The sequence below is a fragment of the Streptomyces physcomitrii genome, assembly GCF_012273655.1.
Classification (GTDB): Bacteria; Actinomycetota; Actinomycetes; order Streptomycetales; family Streptomycetaceae; genus Streptomyces; species Streptomyces physcomitrii.
The window spans coordinates 236,036-250,838 of record NZ_JAAWWP010000003.1; the positions used below are offsets into that span (position 1 = coordinate 236,036).

The following is a 14,803-nucleotide window of genomic DNA, read 5'->3' on the forward strand; positions in this document are numbered from 1 at the left end:
CAGCACACAGGAGAGCCGGTCCGGACCTCCCCCACGGGAGGTCCGGACCGGCTCTCTGTTCTGCCCTGCTCAGGCCGTTCCGCCCTGGTCGGGTTCTCGGCTCCGGATTCAGGGGATCGGGTCCACCGAGGGGCCCTCCTGGGCCAGCAGGTCGCGGGCGAACTGCTCCCACTGGGCGTAGCGGTCGGGGTAGGCCGAGCGCTGGACGGCCTGGCAGACCTCGCCGGGCGGCATGGTCTCCCAGCCCGCGATCTGGATCAGGCCCGGGTTGCTGCCGAACGGCGCCACTCCGTAGAAGGACTTGGAGGAGGTGGGGACGTCGGTGATCTGCTCGGGGGTGCCCCAGCCGGTGCTGGGACGCTGCTGGAAGATACCGAGCGAGTCGTGGTCCACGGGGACCGTGTAGTTGACGAACTTGGATTCCTGCATGGCGGTCATGAGAGCGATGACCTGGCCCTGCTCCGGAATGTTCGCGCCCTTTCCGACACCGATGACGATACGGGCGTTCGCCAGCTGCGTCGGGTCGAGGTCGGCGGCGGTCTCGAAGACGCCTCTCAATTCGCTGTCGGGGGCCGCATTCAGTGCTTTGGCGGTGGATGCGTTTACGGTTCCGGTGGGGCGGAGTCCGTGGTCCGTCTGGAAGTCACGCAGACCGTGGCCGGTGGGGTCGGAGGTCGCTGCCTGTGCGGGCGCCGAGGAGAGGAGGAATACTCCTGCGGCGGCCACCGTGGCAGCCATGAGGTGAGCTGTTTTCTTCTGACGTCGCATGCAAGCACGGTGGCGTGTACATGAAGATACTGTCAAGGGCCTTCCGGGAAAAGGGAATTGCACGGAGATAGGACCTCCGAATTCCACCGAGGAAGAGATGCCGCTTTGAGGTCACTTACCCGCCGATCCGGTACGGATTCACCGCCCGGATTGCTGCCAGCGGTTCGACCAATGTCGGGGAGAGCGGGCGTAATTCCCTTTCCCGCCGCCCGCCGGGGAGCCGGTACGGCACCCGCCCGGCCGCCGTACACACCCCCTGCCAGTGACCCTCACCCGCTTGATAGGCAAGCCGCGACTTGCCTATGGTGGAGCCGTGGCAGACGAGCTGTTCAGGGCACTGGCCGACCCGACCCGCCGCCGGATACTCGACGAGCTGGCGGAACGCGGCGGGCAGTCCCTGTTCGAGATCTGCACCCGCCTGGTGACCAAGCACGGCCTCGGGCTGAGCCGCCAGGCCGTCAGCCAGCACCTGGCCGTACTGGAAGCCGCGGACCTGGTCCGGACGCGGCGCGAGGGCCGCTACAAGTTCCACGATCTGCACGCCCAGCCGCTTGAGCACATCGTGACCCGGTGGCTCAGGCCGAGCCCCCCGGAGGACACCCCATGAGAATCCACCTGTCCAGCGTCTTCGTCGACGACCAGGCGAAGGCCCTGCGCTTCTACACCGAGACCCTGGGCTTCACGAAGAAGGCCGATGTGCCGCTCGGCGAGGACCGGTGGCTGACCGTGGTCTCGCCCGAGGACCCCGGCGGTACGGAGCTGCTGCTCGAACCCGACGGGCACCCCGCCGTCAGGCCGTACAAGGAGGCGCTGGTCGAGGACGGGATCCCGGCCGCCTCCTTCGCGGTGGACGACGTACCGGCGGAGTTCGGCAGGCTGCGGGGGCTCGGTGTGCGGTTCACCCAGGAGCCGCTGGAGATGGGCCAGGTCACCACCGCGGTCCTGGACGACACCTGCGGCAATCTGATCCAGCTCGTCCACAGCCGGTAGCAGCGTCCCGCCACCCCCGGCGCTCCCCTGCTTCCCCGACGCCCCCGGCTCCTCTTGCCGCCTCGGCTTACCGCACCCGGGCGGCGATCGTCCGCGCGCAGTCCAGGGACTCGGTACGGGTGGTGTCCACCTCCAGGTCGTAGGTCACGCCCCGGTGGACCGACTCCGCCTGGGCGGCGGCCATGCCCCGGACCCGGTCCCCGCGGGCGAGTTCGCGACCCTCGGCGACCGCGCTCTCGCACCGGACGCCGACCCAGAGCACGTCCAGACCGGCGAGTGCCTTGCGCCAGGGCTCCTGGGTCTCCGCTCCGCCGAGGAAGACGTCGTCGACCAGGACCCGGGCCCCGGCTCTCGCCATCGCGGCGACGCCCTCCCGCCAGGCCGCCTCCAACTCCCGGAAGGCGGGGCCGACTTCGACCCCGCCGTCGGCGGTGAAGCCGATGCCGCCCTCGGTTCCGCGCAGCGACGGCGGCATCGCCTCCACCAGCGAGTCGATGGCGGCGGCGAGCCACGGATCCGGCAGTACGGCCTGGAGGCACCGTACGAGCCCGGACTTGCCGGAGCTGGACCCCCCGTTCAACACGATCACCTGAGTTCTCACCCGCTCACGGTAGGGGCCCGCACCCCGCCCCGCGAAGCGATTTCCGCCGGACGGGCCGACCGGCGGACGGGCGGACAGGCCGGCGGACGGGCGGACAGGCCGGCGGACGGACGAGCGGACCGGCGGACGGACGAGCGGGCCGGCTCACTGACTCACCGACCGACCGGCAGGAGTACGGGCCCGCCGCCCCACCCCCGCACTCACACCGGCAGCAATCGGGCCGCCAGCGCCTCCAGTTGGCGGATGTTGCGGCAGGAGTGCATGTCGACGAGTTCGGCGTAGCGCAGGGCGGCGGAGTCGCCGGTGCCCCAGAGGGAGACCGGTTCCGGGTTGAGCCAGTGGACGCGGCGGACGTGCTCGGCGAGGGTGGCCAGGGCGGGGCGGTTGGGGTCGGCGTTGTTGGTGCGGGCGTCGCCGAGGATCAGGACGCTGGTGCGCGGGGTCAGCTCGCGCAGGTAGCGGGTGGTGAACTCGCCGAGCGCGCTGCCGTAGTCGCTGCTGCCGTGGTAGCCGGTGACCTGGGCCTCCTCGAAGATCCGGGTGCCCAGCTCCTCGGCGTCGTCGGTCTCGGCGACCAGCCGGGTCACCTCCTCGGTGCGGTTGACGAAGGCGAACACCCGTACCTTGCCGAACTGTTCACGCATCGCCTTCACCAGGAGCATGGTGAAGTGCGCGAACCCGGCGACCGATCCGGAGACATCGCAGAGCAGCACGATCTCCGGGCGGGAGGGCCTGCGGCGCCGGTGGGCGAGGTCGAGCGGGACACCGCCGGTGGACAGCGAACGCCGCAGGCTGCGGCGCAGATCCACGGTGCCGCGCGCGGCCCGGCGCCGCCGGGCGGCCAGCCGGGTGGCGAGCTTGCGGGCCAACGGCTGTACGGCGCGCCGGAGTTCGGCCCGGCGCTTGGCGTCGCTCAGCCGGAAGTCGGCCTCGTCCACGCTCCCCGAGATCACCCGGCGGGCCATCCGCTCCCTGCCCTGCCGTTCCGCGACCCGGCGCCGCGCCTCGGCCCGTACCTCGCCGCGGAAGGACTCGATGAGGCGCCGGATCTCGTCCGCCTGCAGGCGTGCGGTGAAGTCCTGCCCGGCCAGGTCCCCGGCGAGCGCGCCGGTGCCCTCGCCGCCGTCCTGGGCTGAGGAGGCCCCGGCGGCGCGTGCCGAGCGGATCGCGGTGAGCACCCGGGCGAGCAGGGTCTCCGGCTGGAGGCGGCCGAGGGTCTGGTGCGAGGACCAGCCGTCGCTGCCCGTACTGCCGCCGCCGTACCGGCCGAAGCCGTCCACCGCCTCGCGGGCCAGCCGGGCGAGCCCCGCCTGATCGCCCGCCGCCAGCGCCTCGGCCAACCGCTCGCGCAGCGCGGCGAGTTGAGCCCGCTCCTCGGCGGCGCTCCGTACCGGCGGTTCGGTACGGGAGTCGTCCGCGGCGGAGTCCGCCGCGCTCGCGGGCCCGGCCCCCTGCTCCGCGTGCCGCCCGGTGGGCGCGCCCACGCCGAGCGGGAAGTAGAGGTCGAACACCGCGTCGTAGACGGAGCGTTGGCGCTCCCCGGAGAGCAGGACGGCGGCCAGACCGGCCCGCATCCGCTCCCGGTCGGTGAGCCCGAGGAGGGCGAGGACCTCGGCCGCCTGCGCGCTCTCGCCGGGCCCGACCAGGAAGCCGTGCCCGCGCAGCGCGCCGACGAAGCCGGTCAGCCGCTCGGCCAGGCCCTCCGCCCGCCGGTCGCCCGCACCGTCCGCGCCCCGCGCCGCCGGGCCCTGGGCCGCCGCGCCCTGAGCCGCCGGGTCCCCCTGGTTCGCCGGATCCACCGGGTCCACCGGGCTCAGTCCGCGGCCGGGCGGCGGACGACGGTGCGGGCGTTGCCGGTGGCCACGGTCGCCTCGGTGATCAGTTTCTCGGTGGCCTTGACCACGTCGTCCTGGTGCTTGAGCACCACGCCCAGGCTCTCGCGTACCACGCGCTCGTCGAGGGTGTCCGCGCCGAGGGCGAGGAGGGTGCGGGCCCAGTCGACGGTCTCGGCGACCGAGGGCGCCTTGCGCAGGCCGAGGGCGCGCAGCGCGGCCACCGTACGGACCACGGAGTCGGCAAGCACCTCGTCGAGGCCGGGCACCTGGAGCCGTACGATGCGCAGCTCCAACTCGGTGTCGGGATAGTCGAGATGGAGGAAGAGGCAGCGCCTGCGCAGCGCCTCGGAGAGCTCGCGGCTGGCGTTGGAGGTGAGCACCACGAAGGGGCGGTGGGTGGCCTCGACGGTGCCGAGTTCGGGGACCGTGATCTGGAAGTCGCTCAGCACCTCCAGGAGCAGCGCCTCCACCTCGACATCGGCCTTGTCGATCTCGTCGATCAGCAGGACCGAGGGTTCGGTGCGGCGGATGGCGGTGAGCAGCGGCCGGGCGAGCAGGAACTCCTCGCTGAAGATGTCGTCCCGGGTGGCGTCCCAGCCCCCGGCGCTCCCGCCCGCGGGGTCCTCGGCGCCGGTGGTCTCCCGTCCGGCCGTGATGCGCAGCAACTGCTTGGCGTGGTTCCACTCGTACAGCGCGCGGGACTCGTCGATGCCCTCGTAGCACTGGAGCCGGGTCAGCGGCGCGGCGCCCACCCGCCCGACCGCCTTGGCCAGTTCGGTCTTGCCGACGCCCGCCGGGCCCTCGACCAGGAGCGGCTTGCCGAGGCGGTCGGCGAGGTAGACCGTGGTCGCCACGGCGGGCGAGGCCAGATAGCCCACCTCCGCGAGCCGGGCGGCCACCTCGTCCACGGAGCCGAAGAACCCGGCCGCCACCTGTCCCTGCTCAGTCATCCGCCGCCCATTCCTCCCGGCCCGCCGCCACGAACCGTTCCGTGGCCGTGGCACCGATCCTCGCACCCGGGGCGGACGCCCTGGAAGAGGGGCCGGAGACCGGGGAGAGGAAGAACCCGGGTGCCGGAGTCCGCGAGCGGGCGCGCGGGTGCCCCTGCCGCGGAAGGCGGACAGGGGCACCTGGGCGGGGTGCCGGGGCTCCGGCGTCAGCCGGGCCCCAGCAGGCGGACTCGGAAGTCCCCTCTCAGATACCGCAGTTGGGCGCCGACCAGAAGCGGCCCTCGCCTCCCGCGACGTGGGTGTGGTCGTCGTGGCCGGGGTAGCCCGGGCCGAGGATCTCGGTGAAGCCGTGGTTGCGGGCGGCCTGGGCCAGGGCGCAGAAGCCCTGCGAACCGGCGCCGAGGTCGGCCGCGTGGCCGTACATGTGGCGGCTGTTGGCGGCGCCGCCGACCGAGCTGTTGCAGGCGACGCTGCGGAAGCCGCCGTTGACGGTGATCGGCTTGTCGCCCATGGCGTGCCGCATGGCCTGGAGCTTCCACATGGTGACCAGGGCGTTGGCCTTGGCCGTGGCAGCGCTGACCTTGCCGCCGGACCAGTCGGAGTTGCAGTTGTTCAGCTCGCCGTAGGCGAAGTTGACCGGGGTGCAGTCGTCGTCCTGGAGGGCGTAGATCTTGTTGAAGGTCGCGGGGCCGGCGACGCCGTCGGCGGAGAGCCCGTACGCCGACTGGAAGCGCTGCACCGCGGCCTTGGTGGCGGGGCCGAACTGGCCGTCGATGCCGAGCTGGCTGCCGCTGCCGGGGTATCCGGCGACGCGGATCTGGAGCTGGCGCACGGCCTCGCCGGAGGCGCCCTCGCTGAGGGTGCCGCTCCAGGTGTAGCAGCCGTCGGCGATCTTCGCCTGGGCGACGGGGGCGGGGCTCGCGGACGCGGGGACGACCGCGGGCGCGGCGAGCATCAGGCCCGCACCGGCCGCTATCGACACCAGCGCTCTGACAGATCGTGAAGTCATGTGGGGCTGCCTCTACTCGATCGGTGGTACCGGACAGAGAGGCACGAGAGTGGCGGTGTTGCGAAGCTGTGTCAAGGGCATGTCAAGAGTCACCCAAGCCGGGGAAAGGGGTGGTCAACCCGGGCAAAGGAGCCCGGGCCGAGGGCGCGAGTGGGCACAGGGGGCGCGCACGATCGTATGCCCGCGCACGCCCCTCGCCTGCCCGCGATCCGCGCAGCTCAGCCTCGCACCGGCCGACTCCCCCCGCCCCCGCACCTCGCGGGGAGACGCCCGGCACGGAAGCGGAGACCCGCGCGGAATCCGCGCGCCGGAGTGGCGGACCCGATCCGGTCCCCGGGTCCGCCGACCGCACTCAGGCCTTCTGGCCGCCGCTCAGCTCGCGGAGGTCGACGGTCTCGCCGTCGGCCGGCTTCTGCGGCCTCACGGTCTTGCCGTAGTCGCTGAAGGTGGCGGTGTCGGGGTGCTCGCCGCCTTCGGTGGTGGTGCGCAGCACATAGGGCTCGCCCTCGGTGGCGACATAGAGGGTCAGGGTCTCGCCCTTGCTGTTCTTCTTGGTCAGCGGCAGCGCCTCCTTGCCACCGACCCGCGTGGCCTTCCCCTTCTTCAGGCCCTTGCGCTCGGACTTGTCCTCGTCCATCGAGGCCAGCAGCCCCTGCTTGTCGCAGAGCCCCGCGGTCGCGGCGTCGTCGGCGGGCATCTTGACCCACTTGTCCGCGACCTTCGGGATCACCTTCTCGGCGCCCGCCTTGCCCTGGAAGGAGTTCTGCCAGTACTGCTCGTCGCCCCGCAGATAGAGCGTGCCCCCGGTGTGCCGGATGTCGGCCTTCGCGCCGCCCGAACCGAGGGTGCCGTCGCAGTTCTTCTGCTGGTCCACGAGGACGTCGACCTTGAGCGTCCGGCCGTCCTCCTGGCGTACGGTGCCGCTCATCCGCATGGACCGGGCGTCCGTGCTGGCCTTGATCGCCTTCGCCGCGATGCTGTCCGCGCTCTCCCCCGCGAAGGGCTTGTCGTCGCCCCCGCCGTCCCCTCCGCCGCAGGCCCCCAGCAGGGCGACGGAGCAGACCGTGGCGGCCAAGGCCACCGGCATCCTGTTCACTCGCACGTATTCCCCTCCTCCGGGGCGCCTTCGGTGGCGCCCCGCTCCGTACCGCACGTGACCATCCGGCCACGGCAGTTACCGGTACCCCGTTTTCCACGCTATGCACGAGATGGCGGACATTCACTTCCTCCTCGCTCCCTCACCACATGCCCATCACCTCGTTCCACGGGGTGTCCCCGGTGTCCGGCAGGAGGTCCCGGCCGGTCTGTGCCAGCGTGGAAGAGGACGGGGAGGGACGAGCCCGGCAGAGGAGCGCCGATCATGCGGGACCTGGTCATCACCGAGAACATCACGCTCGACGGGGTCATCGACGCCGCCGGGGACTGGTTCGGCCCGGCGGGGACGGCGGGCGTCGACATGTCCGATGTCACCGAGGCGCTGAACGAGCAGATGCGGGCCGCGGACGGCTTCCTCGTCGGGCGGCGGACCTTCGAGCAGATGCGGGACTACTGGCCGCGGCAGACGGAGGACACCACCGGGGTCAGCGCCTATCTCGACCGGGTCGCCAAGTACGTCGTCTCGCGGACCCTGGGCGCACCGGGCTGGGAGCCGACCACCGTGCTGCGCGGGCCGGTCGCCGAGGAGGTGCGGGCCCTGAAGTCGTCGCCCGGCCGGGACATCGTGACCACCGGCAGCCTGACCCTGGTGCCGGAGCTGATCACCCGTCAACTCGTGGACGAGTACCGGCTGTTCGTCTACCCGGTGGTGCGCGGCGAGGGGCAGCGGCTCTTCGCGGACGTCCGGGCGGTGCCGGGCCTGCGGCTGGTCGAATGCCGCCCGTTCTCCTCGGGGATCGTGCTGCTGCGGTACCGGACCGCGGCTTCCTGAGCCCGCTCGAACGCCCCTCACCGACCCATTGACACCGTCAACTTAAGCGCTTTAGGGTCCCCGTTCAATACGGGACATTCTCCACTGTGCCCGCCACGGTGGGATTTCCTCCGGGGCGGAGCGGTCCCCCACCCGTCACGGAGGAACCCATGCAGAGACGACGCATCCTGTCCGGCCTCGGAGCGGCGCTCACCGCCTCCGCGCTCGCCGGATTCACCCTGGGCCCGGCGCAGGCGGCCACCGGCTCCCCCGCCGCGAAGGCGGACTCCCCCCACGTCCTCGCGTACTACCAGACCCAGTACCAGGACGGCTCCTACGTCTCGCCGCTGCCGCTCAAGGGCATCGCGACGGATGTGGAGGTCGCCGCCTTCCACCTCAACGGCGACGGCTCGATCCACCTCAACGACGACCCGCCGTCCGACGCCAAGTTCGACCAGGTCTGGAAGGACGTCGCCGAACTCCGGTCCTCCGGGACCAAGGTGCACGCCCTGCTCGGCGGCGCGGCGCAGGGCACCTACGCCAACCTCGCCGCGGACTTCGAGAGGTACTACAAGCCGCTGCACGACACGGTGGAGAAGTACGGGCTGGACGGCGTCGACCTGGACATCGAGGAGACCTTCTCGCTGGAGAACACCAAGAAGCTGATCGAGCGGCTGCGCACCGACTTCGGCACGGACTTCAGCGTCATCCTCACCCCGGTCGCCACCGACCTCGCCGGCACCTCGAACTTCTCCGGCGGATTCGACTACGCGCAGCTGGAGCGGGAGGCCGGGAGCCAGATCAGCTTCTACACCGGCCAGTTCTACTGCGGCTGGGGCGACCTCGGCGGCACCGGAAGCTATGACAACGTTATCGGCAACGGCTTCAGCCCCTCCCGGGTCGTCGCCGGAGCGCTCACCAACCCGGCCAACTGCCAGGGCTACGTGGAGCCCGGCACCCTCGCCTCGACGCTGACCGCGCTCAAGGACAAGCACCAGGGCTTCGGCGGCGTGGCCGGCTGGGAGTACTTCAACGCGGTGGAGGTCGACGGCACCGGACCCGCCACCTGGTACGCGCACGTCCGCAAGGCCGCGGGCGGCTGACCCGCACCCCGCGCGCGGGACGGACCACCGCTCCGGCGCGCGGGGCGGGTGGTCGCTCCGGCCGGGCCCGTACGGCGAAGTCGCCAACCGGCGGCGCCGTACGGGCCCGCTCGCGCGGGGGTGCCGGGCAGGGCCCCGGGCGCGGCCGCCCCGCCCTCCCCGGCGACGTGCGCACCCGCGCCCCCGGAAAGCCGCCCGGATTTCGCCCTGTCGCCACCTGGCCGGGTGAGCCTACGGTGTCGCCCGGCCGCCGCACCCGCGGTGGCCGAGACCTGTCCGTACGGCGGTGTCCTGCGTGCCGGTCGTCGTGAACTGCCCCGCGGGGCACCGAACTTGAGGGAGAGCCGGTCGTGCGATTCCGGTGGCGTATGCGGACGGGGATCCTTGTGGCGGGACTCGGCCTCGGCTGCCTGGCGGCTGTTCCGGCGGCGGGCGCGGCCGGGGCGCGCGGCCCGGCTGCCGAGTGGCCGGGGGACGCCTCGGTGCGTACCGCGGACGAGAAGGACTTCTTCGGCGAGAACCTCAGCGGGCTGTCCTTCGGCAGCGGGGACGGCAGTGGCGACGCGGGCGTGCTCTGGGCGGTGAAGAACGGTCCCGGCACCCTCTACCGCCTGGTGCCCGACGGCGAGGACTGGGTGCCGGACCCGTCCGGCGGCTGGGCGGACGGCAAGGCCCTGCACTACGCCGACGGCGGCGGCGACGCGGACGCGGAGGGCGTGGTCGCCACCCCGGAGGGGGTCTTCGCCGCCACCGAGCGCGACAACGACGAGGAGGACGAGAGCAGTCAGCGGATCCTGCGCTTCGACACCGGCAGCGGGTCCGGCGACTCGCTGGACGCCGCCGAGGAGTGGGACCTCACCGCGGACCTGCCCGACTCGGAACCCAACGCCGGTATCGAGGCGATCTCCTGGGTCCCGGACGCCTTTCTGACCGCGCACGGCTTCAAGGACCAGCGGACCGGCGGGAGTTACGACCCGGGCGGCTACCCCGGGCACGGCGGCGGCCTCTACCTGGTCGGCCTGGAGTCCACCGGCGGGGTCTACGCCTACGCGCTGGGCGAGGACGGTGAGGCCACCCGGGTCGCCGACTTCCCGACCGGCTTCGAGGCCGTGATGGACCTGGAGTTCGAGCCGGGCACCGGGCGGCTCTGGGCGGCCTGCGACGACACCTGTGACGGGCAGCTGGCCACCCTCACCGTCGAGGACGGGGCCTTCACCGTGGACCAGGTCCTCGACCGCCCCGGGGACATGCCGAACCTCAACAACGAGGGCTTCGCGATCGCCCCGGCCGCCGCCTGCGCGGCCGGACGCCTGCCGGTGCTCTGGTCCGACGACGGCAGCGAGGACGGACACGCCCTGCGCGCGGGCTCGTTGACCTGCTAAGACCCCAACTCACCCGTATACGCGGTGGACTTGAGGCTGTCTCGCGCCCGGCACCGCGCAGTCTCGTTCGACCCCCGGAGGTCGGCGAGACTGCCGGGCGGACGGCCGGGCAGCGGACGGAGAGACGGGCGGGCAGACGGCCGACCGGCCCCCGGGGGAGGGGGGCCGGTCAACATCCTTGCCGGACACGGCCGGTGAGGGATCGTCAGCGCAGCCGGTTCACGATCTTCTTGATCTTCTTGCCGCTCGGGGACTCGTTGAGGGTGTTCCAGAGCTTCTCGGAGCTGGTGGAGGTGTAGACGCCGGGGGCGCCCTGGCCGCCGCAGCCCTCGCCGTAGGAGACGATGCCGACCTGGTAGCGGACGTCGCGGCCCGGGACGCTGCGGAAGAGCGGGCCGCCGCTGTCGCCCTGGCAGGAGTCCTTGCCCTCGACCCCGGCGCAGACATTGACCTTGGTGTCGTACTCGTCGTAGCTGAGCTTGCACTCGTCGTGCGAGAGGAAGGGCACCTTCACCTGGCGCAGGCGGTCCGGGAACTGCTCCCGGTCGACATCGGTGTTGCCCCAGCCGGTGACGGTGGCCTTGGCGCCGGGGCGGATCAGGGAGTCGGTGCCCGGGGTGGGCAGCTTGACCGGGGAGACGCCCTTGACCGGCTTCGCCAGCACCACGAGGGCGAGGTCGTACGCCGGGTTCTTCGGGTACCGGGGGTGGACCAGGATGCCGCCCGGGTCGCCCGCGCCGGTCGAGGGCAGGACGTTGCGCAGCTGGCCCTGCTTGGTGTCGGAGAGGACCGTGCGGCCGACGGCGACCTGGATGTTCTTCGGCTTCTCGCCCTCGACGCAGTGCGCGGCGGTCAGGATCGTGGTCGAGTCGAGCAGGCTGCCGCCGCAGAACTGGCGGTCCTTGAGGCTGCCCTTGCCCTTGGAGGCGAGCGCGGCCATGAACGGGTAGGTGTCGTCGGCGACTTCGGTGCCGCCGATGATCGGCTTGGCGACGCGCTGACCGGGGCCGCCCTGACCCTGGTCGGCGGAGGCGGGGGCGGCGGTGCCGATCAGCGCGAGCACGGCGCCCGCGGCGGCGGTGGCGGCGGCGCCTCTGGTCAGGGTGCGGCGGCGGGCGGTACGAGATCTCATGGGGGGTGGCTTCCTTCGACTGCGACGAGAATGTACGGGCCCGGAATTCACGGGTGCGCGGCCCACGGAATTCCGGAATCGGGCCACCTCCGCACGGCTCGTGGAGACAGCGCGTCCGGCCACCCGCCGCCCACGAAGGCGCAGGCAGGAGGCGTGGAGGAACGGCCCGTCCGGTCACGCTAGACAGGAATTCCGGCGCCCGTCAATCACTCCCGGAAGCAACGGAATTACCGCGCAAGGGAGTTGATGATTCCCCCTGCACTGTCTGATGCGGAAAGGCGCTCCGGGGTTCATTCGGCTCTTCTTTTTTTCTCGTTCTCTTCGTGTCGGGTCGTGTCGGGTCGTGTCGGGGGTGCGCGGTCTCCCCTTCGCGGGCCTCCGGCCGCGGGTCAGTGCGCGTCGTCCGTGGGGCGGACATGGCGCGGGACCCAGACCCAGGCCATCGCCCCGGCGGCGAGGGCGAGGAGGCCGCCGAGGGCGAAGGCGGGGGTCATGCCGAGGGTGAAGGCACGGGTGACCTGGTCGAGCAGGGTGGCGCCCGCGCCGCCGCCGAGTTCCCCGGCGGTGTGCGCCGCCTCGCCCACCGAGTCGCGGGCGGCGCCGGGCACCCCGTCCGGGAGGTGGTGGCGGTAGAGCACCATGGCGAGGGAGCCGAGCGAGGCGACCCCGAGGGCGGCGCCCAACTCGTAGCAGGTCTCGTCGATCGCGGCCGCGCCGCCGGTGTCCTCGACCGGGGTCACCGCCATCAGGGTCACCGAGGCGGTGGTGGTCGCCACCCCGGCGCCGAAGCCGAGCAGCAGCAGGGCCGCGGCCATCCAGCGGTAGCCGAGCCCGCCGTCCCCGCTCTGCACCAGCCAGGGCAGGACCAGGCCGAGCGCGGTCACCACCAGGCCGGCGCCCATCACCTGCCGTACCTCCAGGGCGTGGATCAGGCGGGGTGTCACCATCGAGCTGACGATCAGGGCGAGGGGCGCGGGCAGCAGGTGCAGGCCCGCCGAGAGCGGCGAGTAGCCCTGGGCGTACTGGAACCACTGGGTGAGCAGCAGGAACACCGCGCCGAAGCCGATCATGCTGAGCAGGATCGCCAGCGCCGAGACGGTGAAGGCCCGCCGGGTGAACAGCCTCACCTGGAGCAGCGGATGGGGGATCCGCAGCTGCCGGCGGACGAAGACGGTGAGCAGCACCGCGGCGGCGGCGAGCAGGGCGAGCGGCAGCGGGTCGGCGCCGCGTTCGCCGAGTTCCTTGATCCCGGCGGAGAGCGCCAGCATCCCGGCGACCGACTGGCCGACCCCCGGCCAGTCCCAGCGGCCCGCGCGCGGCGCACGGGACTCCGGGAGCAGCCAGAGGCCGAGCAGGACCGCCGCGGCGGCCACCGGCACATTGAGCAGGAAGGCCGCCTGCCAGCCGGAGTCCTCGACCAGGAGGCCGCCGACGACCGGGCCGAGCGCCATGCCGCCGCCGATGACGGCGGTCCACACCGCGTAGGCGAGGGCCCGCTCGCGGCCGTCGGTGAAGACCTCCCGCAGGATCGACAGGGTGGACGGCATGATCGCCGCGCCGCCGATCCCGAGCAGCGCGCGGGCCGCGATCACCTGCCAGGGCGCCGCGGCGAAGACGGCGCCCAGCGAGGCGAGCGCGAACACCGAGAAGCCGAGGAGCAGCAGCCGCTTGCGGCCCCAGCGGTCGCCGAGCGCCCCGGCGGTCACCAGCAGGCCGGAGAGCGCCAGCGAGTAGGCGTCGATGATCCACAACTGCTCGACGGCGCCCGGCTGGAGGTCCTCGACCAGGGTCGGGAAGGCCACGTTCAGGATCGTGGTGTCCATCCCGATGAGCAGCAGGCTGCCGGAGAGGATCGCCAGGATCGCCCACCGGCGGGCGTGCACGCGCGGGTCGGCGCCGGAGGGCGCGGGCACCGGGGCGGGGGCGGCCGAGGAGCCGGGGCGGTCGGGGCGGTCGGGGCGGTCGGGGCGGTCACCGTGGTCGGGGCGGTCGGGGGTCGTCATGCCGGGGTCATCCTTGCGGTCGTACGAGGACGCGGGTGCGGGGCCGTTGCCGGTGGGGTGGGGTGGTGCGGGGCGAGCGCGGTCAGTTCTCCCCCGGTGCTCCCTCCCCCCGGCGCACCGCCAGCGGGGTCACGCCCCACCACCGGCGGCAGCACCGGGTCAGCGCCGACTGCTCGGAGAGGCCGAGGAGGGCGGCGATCTGGCCGAGGGGGAGGCGGGTGGTGGTGAGGTAGCGGCGGGCGGCGCGGCGGCGCTCCTCGTCCAGGACCCGGGCGAAGCTGGTGCCCTGTTCGCTCAGGCGGCGCTGGAGGGTGCGGGGGTGCAGGTCGAGCAGGCGGGCGGTGGTGCCGATCTCCGGGGCCGAGGTGCCCAGCGACTGCTGCACCACGGCGCGGACGCTGGTGACCAGGTCGCTGCGGGCGCCGGAGGACTGCTCCTCCAGATAGGCGAGGGCCAGCCGCCGCCGGTGCGCGTCGCTGCCCGCGAGGGAGCGGTCGGCGAGGGTGACCGGGGCGCGCAGCAGCGCCTCCGGGCGGTCGGTGCGCACCGGGACGCCGAAGAAGTCCTCGTACACCTTCAGGGGGGCGAGCGGCGGATGCGGCAGGTCGACGCCGCGCAGTCCGTAGGGGCCGACGAGGTAGGTGATGGCGCGGTGCACGAAGCCGAGGGAGAGGTCGGCGCCCTGCGGCGGGAACTCCAGGCCCTCGCGGACGCCGTAGCGCAGCGCGGCCACGCCCGGTACGCCGTACGGGTCGGGGTCCAGGCTCAGCCGCATCGAGGGGGCGTGCACGAAGAGGTAGCGGGTGGTGCACTCCAGGGCGTCGCGGAGGGTCTCGGAGTTCTGGATGGCGAGGGCGAGGGCGCCGAGCATGCCGATGTCCTGGCGGGCCGCGATGCGCAGGCCGAGGTCGGGGCAGTCCAGGTCGGCGGCGGCGACCTCCAGGACGGTGGCCATCGCCTCCTCGGGCACCAGGACGTCGTCCGCGTCCAGCGCGGACACCGGGAACTCGGACTGCCGGGCGTAGGCCTCCGCGTCCCCGCCGAGTTCGGCCACGGTTGCGCGGAAGCCCCGCAGTCCGGCGGATCTGATCACCGACATGTCGTCCAGGGTCAAATATCTGTCG

Annotated in this window: 14 protein-coding genes; 5 read left to right on the forward strand and 9 right to left on the reverse strand. The window is 72.7% G+C overall.

What is annotated here, in order from left to right:
* Positions 1–108: 108 nt before the first annotated feature.
* A complete protein-coding gene (locus tag HFV08_RS06875; RefSeq protein ID WP_168536851.1) occupies positions 109–768 on the reverse strand; it encodes a peptidoglycan-binding protein in 660 nt (219 codons plus the stop codon).
* Positions 769–1,081: 313 nt separating this feature from the next.
* Between HFV08_RS06875 and HFV08_RS06880 the strand changes: the two genes are divergently transcribed.
* Together HFV08_RS06880 and HFV08_RS06885 are read left to right on the forward strand one after the other, a co-directional pair.
* Complete coding sequence (locus tag HFV08_RS06880) at positions 1,082–1,375, forward strand: ArsR/SmtB family transcription factor (RefSeq protein ID WP_168536853.1); 294 nt, start codon at positions 1,082–1,084, stop codon at positions 1,373–1,375.
* Positions 1,372–1,758, forward strand: coding sequence for a VOC family protein (locus HFV08_RS06885; protein ID WP_168536855.1), 387 nt, complete (start codon positions 1,372–1,374; stop codon positions 1,756–1,758). The genes HFV08_RS06880 and HFV08_RS06885 overlap by 4 nt, the downstream gene beginning before the upstream one ends.
* Before the next feature lie 67 nt (positions 1,759–1,825).
* Here HFV08_RS06885 and cpt read toward each other — a convergent pair whose 3' ends face one another.
* From cpt to HFV08_RS06910, 5 genes are all read right to left on the reverse strand, one after another.
* Entirely contained in the window at positions 1,826–2,359 is a 534-nt protein-coding gene (cpt, locus tag HFV08_RS06890) for a chloramphenicol phosphotransferase CPT (protein WP_312885435.1), read from the reverse strand.
* A 200-nt stretch (positions 2,360–2,559) separates the two neighbouring features.
* Positions 2,560–4,158, reverse strand: coding sequence for a VWA domain-containing protein (locus HFV08_RS06895; RefSeq protein ID WP_376770573.1), 1,599 nt, complete (start codon positions 4,156–4,158; stop codon positions 2,560–2,562).
* A gap of 14 nt (positions 4,159–4,172) precedes the next feature.
* Positions 4,173–5,144, reverse strand: coding sequence for an AAA family ATPase (locus HFV08_RS06900; protein ID WP_168536857.1), 972 nt, complete (start codon positions 5,142–5,144; stop codon positions 4,173–4,175).
* Positions 5,145–5,388: 244 nt separating this feature from the next.
* Positions 5,389–6,153, reverse strand: coding sequence for a M15 family metallopeptidase (locus HFV08_RS06905; RefSeq protein ID WP_168536859.1), 765 nt, complete (start codon positions 6,151–6,153; stop codon positions 5,389–5,391).
* A gap of 352 nt (positions 6,154–6,505) precedes the next feature.
* Positions 6,506–7,255 carry a hypothetical protein gene (locus HFV08_RS06910; RefSeq protein WP_312885437.1) on the reverse strand — a complete coding sequence of 250 codons (750 nt, stop codon included), beginning with the start codon at positions 7,253–7,255 and terminating at the stop codon, positions 6,506–6,508.
* A gap of 258 nt (positions 7,256–7,513) precedes the next feature.
* Here HFV08_RS06910 and HFV08_RS06915 point away from each other — a divergent pair, with 258 nt between their 5' ends.
* The 3 genes from HFV08_RS06915 to HFV08_RS06925 all read left to right on the forward strand — a co-directional run bounded on the left by HFV08_RS06915 (position 7,514) and on the right by HFV08_RS06925 (position 10,544).
* A complete protein-coding gene (locus HFV08_RS06915) occupies positions 7,514–8,080 on the forward strand; it encodes a dihydrofolate reductase family protein (RefSeq protein WP_168536861.1) in 567 nt (188 codons plus the stop codon).
* 149 nt (positions 8,081–8,229) lie between these two features.
* Positions 8,230–9,162, forward strand: coding sequence for a glycosyl hydrolase family 18 protein (locus HFV08_RS06920; RefSeq protein ID WP_168536863.1), 933 nt, complete (start codon positions 8,230–8,232; stop codon positions 9,160–9,162).
* Between the two features lie 386 nt (positions 9,163–9,548).
* Positions 9,549–10,544, forward strand: coding sequence for a YjiK family protein (locus tag HFV08_RS06925; protein WP_168536865.1), 996 nt, complete (start codon positions 9,549–9,551; stop codon positions 10,542–10,544).
* A 205-nt stretch (positions 10,545–10,749) separates the two neighbouring features.
* Here HFV08_RS06925 and HFV08_RS06930 read toward each other — a convergent pair whose 3' ends face one another.
* The 3 genes from HFV08_RS06930 to HFV08_RS06940 all read right to left on the reverse strand — a co-directional run bounded on the left by HFV08_RS06930 (position 10,750) and on the right by HFV08_RS06940 (position 14,778).
* Positions 10,750–11,676: a S1 family peptidase gene (locus HFV08_RS06930; RefSeq protein WP_168536867.1), complete on the reverse strand. Its 927-nt coding sequence runs from the start codon at positions 11,674–11,676 to the stop codon at positions 10,750–10,752.
* Positions 11,677–12,065: 389 nt separating this feature from the next.
* Entirely contained in the window at positions 12,066–13,679 is a 1,614-nt protein-coding gene (locus tag HFV08_RS06935; RefSeq protein WP_168536869.1) for an MFS transporter, read from the reverse strand.
* A gap of 82 nt (positions 13,680–13,761) precedes the next feature.
* Positions 13,762–14,778, reverse strand: a complete 1,017-nt coding sequence (locus HFV08_RS06940; protein ID WP_168536871.1) for an AraC family transcriptional regulator — start codon at positions 14,776–14,778, stop codon at positions 13,762–13,764.
* Between the last annotated feature and the right edge of the window lie 25 nt (positions 14,779–14,803).

Bases quoted from the DNA above. Each gene is read 5' to 3' on its own strand.
- HFV08_RS06875 (WP_168536851.1), bottom strand. From the start codon at position 768: ATGCGACGTCAGAAGAAAACAGCTCACCTCATGGCTGCCACGGTGGCC.
- HFV08_RS06885 (WP_168536855.1), top strand. From the start codon at position 1,372: ATGAGAATCCACCTGTCCAGCGTCTTCGTCGACGACCAGGCGAAGGCC.
- HFV08_RS06900 (WP_168536857.1), bottom strand. From the start codon at position 5,144: ATGACTGAGCAGGGACAGGTGGCGGCCGGGTTCTTCGGCTCCGTGGAC.
- HFV08_RS06905 (WP_168536859.1), bottom strand. From the start codon at position 6,153: ATGACTTCACGATCTGTCAGAGCGCTGGTGTCGATAGCGGCCGGTGCG.
- HFV08_RS06915 (WP_168536861.1), top strand. From the start codon at position 7,514: ATGCGGGACCTGGTCATCACCGAGAACATCACGCTCGACGGGGTCATC.
- HFV08_RS06920 (WP_168536863.1), top strand. From the start codon at position 8,230: ATGCAGAGACGACGCATCCTGTCCGGCCTCGGAGCGGCGCTCACCGCC.
- HFV08_RS06930 (WP_168536867.1), bottom strand. From the start codon at position 11,676: ATGAGATCTCGTACCGCCCGCCGCCGCACCCTGACCAGAGGCGCCGCC.
- HFV08_RS06935 (WP_168536869.1), bottom strand. From the start codon at position 13,679: ATGACGACCCCCGACCGCCCCGACCACGGTGACCGCCCCGACCGCCCC.
- HFV08_RS06940 (WP_168536871.1), bottom strand. From the start codon at position 14,778: ATGTCGGTGATCAGATCCGCCGGACTGCGGGGCTTCCGCGCAACCGTG.